This is a genomic window from Pseudoalteromonas sp. S8-8 (genome assembly GCF_000497875.1).
Lineage (GTDB): Bacteria > Pseudomonadota > Gammaproteobacteria > Enterobacterales > Alteromonadaceae > Pseudoalteromonas > Pseudoalteromonas arctica.
Map to the genome: position 1 here is coordinate 19,326 of NZ_AUTR01000061.1, position 8,883 is coordinate 28,208.

The window sequence follows — 8,883 nt, forward strand, 5'->3', positions numbered from 1 at the left end:
ATTTACCCTGCCTTATTTAAAATGTTGTTATTTTTTAATACTGCTGTATGTGGGCCTTTAACTCTTAACTCTTTAACACTTGGTGCTTTGGTTGCATCAAATGTATTGTCTGAGATTTCAGTTTTAGGCTCGCCTACTGTGTGCTCTACAACAATAGGAGCAGATTTAACAAATTTATTATCTTTGATATTAGTAACCTGAACACCGTGAACATAAATGCTCGCTTGCTCTTTGTTACGCTTACCAAGGCCAACGTTATTAAGCGTGTTATTTGTCATTTCAAAATGAGGGCCAAATGTACTTTCATCAGTACCACCACGGTAAAGCTTAAGTACACCACCTTGCACATCATTAAATGTATTATTATTTATAATAACGTATTCCGCGTTATAAACACCTAAGTCTTCAATTTCAGTATTTAGACGTAAAATGTCACCTGTTACTGTATTAAAGGTATTACCTGTAATAATAATTTCGTCAGCCATTGCACCTTTACCAGTGATAAAGAAATGAAATGAATGATTAATATCTAAAGCATTTAACTCTGAGTTGGTCATTACAAAGCGGTAATTATCAACCATACCCCATTTTTGCGTACGAACAATGCTGTTACCTATTGCATCTGGCGCGTTTTCACCTGAAATAGATAAACCATCTAGTTTTAAGCTGCCGCCATCATGTATTTCAAACAAGGTAGAGCGTTGAAAAGTAAGTTTAGACTTTGTGTTCTGCTTTGCTTTAATTGTCAACGTTTTATCAATTTTAACCAGTTTAGAAACATCATACTGGCCAGGCGCTAGTTCTAGAACATCGCCCGACTCGGCATTATCAATAGCGTCTAGTAATGCACTTACATCAGCTTTAACAGAATGTGTCTTACCAGAATCAAAATCAACTAAAGCAGGTACTTTTGCATACCAGCTAACACCGGTATCTTCTTTTTTAAGTACTTTTAAATCGCGCTTTGCACCTACATTTAAACTTTTAGATGTTGGGTAAAGTAGACCATTACTTGCTTTTTTAAGCGTGATTTTTTCTTTTTTTACACCGTACGTTAGCTCAGAAAGTACTTTTGTATCAGCAATGTTGTTACTTAGTACCAGCCCGCTTACATCATCAAATGTTGTAAATGGCTGTTCACCATCTTGATTTATGATTAAGTTGTTTTTCATTACGCTATCTTTAGGTGCAGCGCTACGCTCAGCATCGCTACCAGCGGCAAGTTGAATATGACGCACATTTATAAATGTGTTGTTTTCAATTGTCGCATTTTCAACTTGGTGATAACGATTTATAGATGAATTTGGTACGCCGTTCATCACAGTAAAACCACTGCCAAAACGATACCCTGTTAGACCTTGTAGGTAGTTATTTCTTACAATTTGGTCTTTATTGATAACGCGAATACCACCTGTGTGGTCAACACCATTACCAATAAAAATATTTTCTTCTATAAGGTTACCGTTACCATGGCGCAGCGTTAATGTACCGCGCGCTTCATAAAATACGTTATTACGAAGGATGTTTTTACCTGACTTAACCGACACAATTTCTACTTCACCATTGGTGCGTTCAAAATAGTTATTTTCTACCAATGTATGCGAATCAGTTAATGAGTAATGGCTGGTGCCAATACGCAGGGTTTCACCACCGTTTGAACCAAAAGTTGGACGGTAGCCAAAATAGTTGTTGTCTATGCGGTGATAGTTTTCCTGACTTGCTTGAGTGTTTAAACGAACAGCAACTGTCACACCTTTATTTCGTTTGCCAACTAAATGGCTATGATCAAAGCGGTTATGTTGTCCATATAATGCAACCCAATAATCAGACTCTCGTTTGTCTGGATTACTGTAATTATCGATTACTGTTTGAGTAACTCGTGAATTGTAGGCTAATTCATTTTTATTTTTACGAAACTCTATTACAGCTGAGCTCGGTGTGTAGCCGTCTTTAAATACTAAACCTGAGGCTTCAAGGTATTTACCTGCAAGTCTTAGGTTCGATTGACCCGATAAAATTACTTTACCGTTAGTTTCAGCGGTCAATAAAATAGGAGAGTTTTTTGTACCTTGGCCTTCAAGTAGGATTTCGAAGTCAGACCAAGTACCATTTTTAAGTACTACTTTGTCGCCAGCAACTAGATTAGCTGCGATATCATTAAAAGCTTGTTTACTTTCTACAAAATAATCTTTGGCCGCTATTTGTGTGGATATGCAACCGATGAGAACTAGACTAAGCTTTATTGTGTTAATCAAACGCATAGTTAACTCTTTTTCGTTGTGACTGAAAGTAGTGCTTCATCAGAATTTAAAAAAGCTGACATTGCACAAAGACTTTAGTCAATTGGTGTCATGTGTGTTAAAGCGCCTTAAGCTAAAAGCTTAAAGCGCTCAATAAGGTCGAGAAGTATTACTTTTCTAGCTTTTTGAAGTAATCAAAAATTTCAGGAACGTTACCTTGACCCATACCAGCGTCAAACGCTGCTTGTAGGTTAGCTGATGAACCTTCAGCGATTTTTGATTCAGTACCTAGGTCTTCTACCATTTGTAGGAAGTAGCCTAAATCTTTGTTTGCATTAGCAATCGAGAAACCAAGGTCGCTAACATTATCAACTGCATAGTTTTTACAAAATTGCATAAACGGTGAGTTAGATGGACCAGTCGACATAATGTCAAAAAGTTGTTGACGGTCAACACCGGCAAGCTCTGCAACTGCAAATGCTTGTGACATAGCACATACTGTAGTCATGCCCATGAAGTTGTTGATAAGCTTAGTTGTATGACCTGCACCTAGCTCGCCAAGATGGAAAACGTTTTCACCTTGATCTTCTAGTACTGGTTTAACTTTATTGAATGTATCAATATCGCCTGCAGCCATGATGTTTAAAAGGCCGTCTTTAGCATGTGCTGGTGTACGACCAAGAGGAGCATCAATCATGCCTGCGCCTTTAGCTGCTAAATCAGCACCAATTTTTTTAGTAGATGATGGAATAGAAGTACCAAAATCAACTAGTACTGCACCTTCTTTAATACCCGCTAGGATACCGTCTTCTGCATAAATGATTTTTTCTACAACGGCAGAAGTTGTAAGACAAAACATAACAATATCTGAACCTTCAGCTAGCTCTTTAGCAGTGCTTGCTGTTTTTGCGCCTCTAGCGACACATGCTGCAACCGCATCTTTGCTAAGGTCCATAACAATTAGCTCATAGCCTTTGTTTTGTAAATTTTCGGCCATGTTGCCGCCCATTAAGCCTAAGCCGATGAAACCGATGACTGGTTTTGACATGAATAACTCCTAAATATGTGGCGCATACTTTTATAAGAACAAGTAAAATCTACTTTAAAATACGCTGTGTCTTTGTTTCAATTTGTAGAGTAACTTTAAGCTTGAGTTATTTATAAATTAACCTGTGCAAAACGTAACTCTGATTAATTACCAATACATTGTATTCACTCAAACCAAGCAACTTACCAATTGGTATGCAAAAACTGTATTACCATACGCCTTTTTTGTCAACCAATAAGTTAACCAAGTAAATCCCGTATTTTTACAAATTACATACAAATAAATTTAATATCAATTAAAAACAAATAGTTAGACATAACAAACCCAATCAGACATAGGTTAATTTTTGTTGAACAATCAGTAACTTTTTTTATACTAATAGGTTGACCAATAATTGAGTGTTCTTTATTTAAATATGCAAAATTCAATAAAATAGTTCATTAATTGGTAATTTACAGTTGATGTTATTGGTAAAATTATAAAGACCATACGTGAACAGCTTCCAACTCTAAATGGTATTGAGGTTGTGATTTGTACGTAACGCCTACATATATGGCTAATACATATAAAAACCACAAAATGCGCCTAATAATAGCGCTTAGTTAAAAATATACTGAACTTTGAAAAATCACTAAAGGAACTGAATAATGCGTTTATTACATACTATGCTGCGTGTTGCGGATTTAGACAAATCAATTGCTTTTTATACTGAAGTATTAGGTATGAAAGAATTACGCAGAGCTGATAACAGTGAATACAGATACACTCTTGCTTTTATTGGATATGGCGAGGAAGCAGATAATACAGTATTAGAGTTAACTTATAACTGGGACGAAGATAGCTACGACCTGGGTAATGGATATGGTCATATTGCCATTGAGTTTGATGATATTTACAAGGCCTGTGCTGATATTAGAGCAGCCGGTGGTAATGTTAGTCGTGAACCTGGACCAGTAAAAGGCGGCACTACTGAAATTGCTTTTGTAAAAGACCCTGATGGCTATGCAATTGAGCTAATTCAGAAAAAAGATGACATGAGTAAATTTTAAATTACCTACCAACTAATTCAAGTTATAACAATTTGCTTAATGCCAATCTGCTTATATATGGGGTCTATTTAACGTTAAGAAAATTACGCTAGGACTAGGCAAAAATTTTTGTATCTAGTTGTTCTAAATAAAAATTTTTAACGACGTTATAGTGCAATTTAATTCGTTAAATTGATCAAAGATTTATGCTGGTTGGTATAACTATGGAGGGGTTTAATTTTATAAATTGTTCAAATATTTATGCAGATTGGTATTAAGTAAAAAGGTGCTTTTCAGCACCTTTTTAACGCAACTGACTATCTTTACTGCCACGTCTATTAAACGATTTAGCGCTAGCATCATTACCTTCTATTGCAGCTTGACATGCAACACAGTAGCGCACTCCTGGTAACGCGAGTCTTCGTGCTTGTGGGATTTTCTCATCGCACTCATCACATAGCTCTGCACTTGCGCCAGATATTAAATTGCTTCTTGCATACTGTACGGCGTCATTAACACTCGCATCAATTTGATCTTGAATTGCACCGTCTCGTGCCCATCCACTTGCCATAAATCCTCCTAATAAAGTTGGATGTTTAAATTTATGCTACCAAATCGAATCTTTATAAGTACTGAATAAAAGAGCTAGGAATGGGGTGTTATTTGAAGGCTTAAGCTACGAAACTATATTTTATATCTTAAGGAAAGACGCTGTAGCTGCTCTTTGTAATCTACTTCACAAAAAATTCAACACTCTACAATTAGGCAAAAAAAAAGCAACTAAAAAAGCTGCTTTATAATTCTAATCATTTATTTAAATATTAAAGGCTGTAGTCAACAACTTTCATACCCAATTTTTCGAGCTCTGGACGAAGTGTTTTAGCATCACCCACTACTAAATAAATCATGTCTTTAGTATTTAAGTGTTTTTTAGCTAAGGCGTTAACTTCTTCTTTGCTAATATTGCTAACAATCTCATTTCTTTCTTTTACAAAGCTAGGTTTTAAATCGAACTCTAATATTTGTGCTAAAAAGCCAAGTTTTGCATTAGGCGTTTCGTATTTAAGCGCATCTTTTTGATTGATAGCCTTACGCATAAACATAAGCTCTTCGTCAGTGACACCGTTTTGAGCATAGTTATTAAGCTCATTAGTAAACTCTGTAATAGACGCTGCAGTAGAGTCGGCTCTCACCGCTGCAGAAGCGGTAAAGCCACCTGATGTTTTATCACCCCAGAAACGAGAGCGAGCACCGTAAGTGTAGCCTTTATCTTCTCGTAAATTTAAATTGATACGGCTGTTAAACGTGCCACCAAGTGCAAAGTTCATCAAGTTAGCTTTAAAGAACTCACCTGTAATATCTTCAACCATATCGCGTTTACCAATACGAATTTCTGATTGAGGAGCGTCTGGTTTATCAACCAAATAAATTACATTAGTTTCTACTTTAGGTTCACTGAAATCAACCGCTACTAAGCTCGATTTACCTTTCCAATTTGTAAGTGTAGCTTTAACTTTTGGTTCAATTGTTGACTCTTTTAAATCAGAAACAATAATTACTTGAGCGCCCTGCGGTTTAAAGTTTGCGCTATAAAAAGCTTTAACGTCAGCAAGTGTAATAGCCTCTATACTATTAAGCGTTCCAGTACTTGGAAGTGCAGCTATATTGTTGCCATATAGTAATTTACTATATGTATTAGATGCTAAATACCCAGCATCCTTCATTGAATGTTGAATATTTTGAATGATTTGCTTTTTATTACGCTCAAAGTCATCTGCATTAAATGCTGGTTTAAATAACTTTTCTTCGACAAGCTTTAGCGTTGCATCTACATTCTTGGTTAAGCTAGAAACATACACATTTGTATGTGTTTTATCTGAGTAGATACTTACCTGGCTACCTAGTTTTTCAAGCGCGTTACTCATCTGCTCTGTAGTGTAGTTTTGCGTTGACTCGCTCATTAACGATGCAGTTATTGATGATAAACCCACTTTACTAGCTTGCTCACTGTACAGGCCACCCGGAACTTTAATGAAAATAGCGGTAGTTGGCGTTTCTGTACTTTGAGTACCTAATATTTTAATACCGTTTTCGGTCTTAGTTTGCCAAAGAGTAGGAACATCAACAGCAGGATTTGCGCCGGCCTCTGGATGAGCACTTCGATCAAATGTATCAACAGCTCTTCGTGCCACTAAATCATCAGCTGAAGTTGTAGATGGACCTCCAAAATCATGCGATTTAGGCGTAAAGTTGTCTGGAGCAGCTATAAGTTGAGTTTGCCCTTCTGGTACAACACTCATAATAACGGCAGATTTACCTTTGATATATTGATTAAAAACACGCATAACATCAGCTTTTGTAACTTTGTTATAACGTGCAATCTCATCTTTAGCTGAATTTGGGTTACCTGTAAACGTTTCTGACGCGGCTAGTTGAGAGACTTTTCCTGATACGCTTTGCAGACCAAAAATTGCACCCGATTCTATTTTAGCTTTTACTTTATCTAAATCATCTTGTGTAACGCCACGCTCTTCAAATTCAACAAATGAATCACGAATGATTTTTTCCATATCAGCTAACGTTTTCCCTGCTGTAGGATTTGGTAAAGCATAAAGACTAATTGAACACGCTAACTCTTGGCATGGATGATTTGCACTTGCTTGAACAGCAAGTTGAGTTTTAACTAAGTTTTTGTATAGTAGTGAATTATTACCACCACCCAATATTTCAGCAAGTATATCAAGAGGTGCTTCATCTTCAGAGCGAGCGTAAGTAGTTGGGAAACTCATACTTAATAAAGGTAAATGTACCTTATCTTCCATTGAAATATATCTATCAGCATCTAGTGTTACAGCTGTTTTTTCTACTGTAGGGATTTCAGGGCCTTTTGGAATTGGTGCAAAGTATTTAGTAACTAATGGCAGTATTTCATTAGCGTTGATATCGCCACCAATAGTAAGCGTTGCATTATTAGGACCATACCACTTTAAAAAGAATGCTTTTAAATCATTTACATTTACGCGATTAAGATCGTCCATAAAACCAATTACTGGCCATGAATATGGATGACCATCTGGATACATCGCTTGAGCAACACGTTCACCTAAACGACCATAAGGGCGATTATCAACACGTTGGCCGCGCTCATTTTTTACTGTTTCGCGTTGTACTTCAAATTTTTCTTGGGTTACAGCATCGAGTAAAAAGCCCATTCGATCAGCTTCTAGCCACAACATTTTTTCTAATTGATTTACAGGTACTGTTTCAAAATAATTTGTTCTATCTGAGTTAGTTGTACCATTTAAAGTACCGCCTGCTTCAGATATTATTTTAAAATGTTCCTCATCAGCAACATTCTCTGAACCTTGAAACATCATATGCTCAAAAAAGTGAGCAAAGCCTGACTTACCCAACTCTTCGCGAGCAGAACCAACGTGGTATGTTACATCAACGTGTACTAAGGGATCTGAATGATCCTCATGCACAATTACAGTTAAACCGTTATCTAGTTTATATTTTTTATACGGTATGTTGATTTCACCTGCATTAGATTTCACTGATTCAATAAGTGTAACGCCAGGAATTGATGTTTCTGTAACAATATTTTTATCAACAGCTTGAGTTGAGCTATTACATGCAGCCAACCCTGATGCAAGTAAAACAGCAAGTGCAATTTTTGTGAGTTTCATTTTTTAGTCCATATTTAAATTAACTCAATGAGTTTAAAGACTAATTAAAAGTACAACAAGGAATATGGAGCGATTATGGGTTTGGTTTTGTAACAAAGTGTAAATAGATTGATATAAGAATGAAGTGTAAAATGAGGGTATTAATTTGTGGTTTTATTCTAATAACACTGCACTTCCCTATCTAAGTAGTAAATGACATAGCTAAGAGATTGATACTCTTAATAACATCGTGCATATAGAGTGTTATGTAACACTGCTTTATACAATACTTAAAATAGTAAGTGGCGTCCCCAAGAGATTAGTACTCTTGATAACGTCGTGCATAGAGAGTGCGGTGTCGCACTGCTTAATACAATACTATAAATAGTAAGTGGCGTCCCCAAGGGGATTCGAACCCCTGTTACCGCCGTGAAAGGGCGGTGTCCTAGGCCTCTAGACGATGGGGACACATAAATGTGTCACTAGGACAACTGAATTTTTAGACTCGTTTCAGGCGAGCTTTCTTAATAACACTTCACTTTCCTATTAAAAATAAGTAAGTGGCGTCCCCAAGGGGATTCGAACCCCTGTTACCGCCGTGAAAGGGCGGTGTCCTAGGCCTCTAGACGATGGGGACACATAAATGTGTCACTAGGACAACTGAATTTTTAGACTCGTTTCAGGCGAGCTTTCTTAATAACACTTCACTTTCCTATTAAAAATAAGTAAGTGGCGTCCCCAAGAGATTAGTACTCTTGATAACGTCGTGCATAGAGAGTGCGGTGTCACACTGCTTTACACAATACTTAAAATAAGTAAGTGGCGTCCCCAAGGGGATTCGAACCCCTGTTACCGCCGTGAAAGGGCGGTGTCCTAGGCCTCTAGACGATGGGGACACA

At 36.9% G+C, this 8,883-nt stretch carries 5 protein-coding genes and 3 tRNA genes; 1 reads left to right on the top strand and 7 read right to left on the bottom strand.

The window, feature by feature from the left end; translation table 11 throughout:
* Window positions 1-2: 2 nt before the first annotated feature.
* On the bottom strand, window positions 3-2,261 hold the full coding sequence (locus tag L659_RS0118830) for a polysaccharide lyase 6 family protein (RefSeq protein WP_024591532.1): 2,259 nt from the start codon (window positions 2,259-2,261) through the stop codon (window positions 3-5).
* 148 nt (window positions 2,262-2,409) lie between these two features.
* Window positions 2,410-3,288, bottom strand: coding sequence for an NAD(P)-dependent oxidoreductase (locus L659_RS0118835; protein WP_007585320.1), 879 nt, complete (start codon window positions 3,286-3,288; stop codon window positions 2,410-2,412).
* Window positions 3,289-3,935: 647 nt separating this feature from the next.
* On the opposite strand from L659_RS0118835, the gene gloA reads away from it, so the two are divergent.
* Window positions 3,936-4,337 (top strand): lactoylglutathione lyase, encoded by a 402-nt coding sequence (gene gloA, locus L659_RS0118840; protein ID WP_024591533.1) that lies wholly within the window; start codon window positions 3,936-3,938, stop codon window positions 4,335-4,337.
* 283 nt (window positions 4,338-4,620) lie between these two features.
* On the opposite strand, the gene L659_RS0118845 is transcribed toward gloA, so the two are convergent.
* The 5 genes from L659_RS0118845 to L659_RS0118870 form a co-directional block, all read right to left on the bottom strand.
* Window positions 4,621-4,887, bottom strand: coding sequence for a DksA/TraR family C4-type zinc finger protein (locus L659_RS0118845; RefSeq protein ID WP_024591534.1), 267 nt, complete (start codon window positions 4,885-4,887; stop codon window positions 4,621-4,623).
* Between the two features lie 250 nt (window positions 4,888-5,137).
* Window positions 5,138-8,005, bottom strand: coding sequence for a M16 family metallopeptidase (locus tag L659_RS0118855; RefSeq protein WP_024591535.1), 2,868 nt, complete (start codon window positions 8,003-8,005; stop codon window positions 5,138-5,140).
* Between the two features lie 371 nt (window positions 8,006-8,376).
* Window positions 8,377-8,452 (bottom strand) — tRNA-Glu (locus L659_RS0118860).
* Between the two features lie 93 nt (window positions 8,453-8,545).
* A tRNA-Glu gene (locus L659_RS0118865) sits at window positions 8,546-8,621 on the bottom strand.
* A gap of 183 nt (window positions 8,622-8,804) precedes the next feature.
* A tRNA-Glu gene (locus L659_RS0118870) sits at window positions 8,805-8,880 on the bottom strand.
* Between the last annotated feature and the right edge of the window lie 3 nt (window positions 8,881-8,883).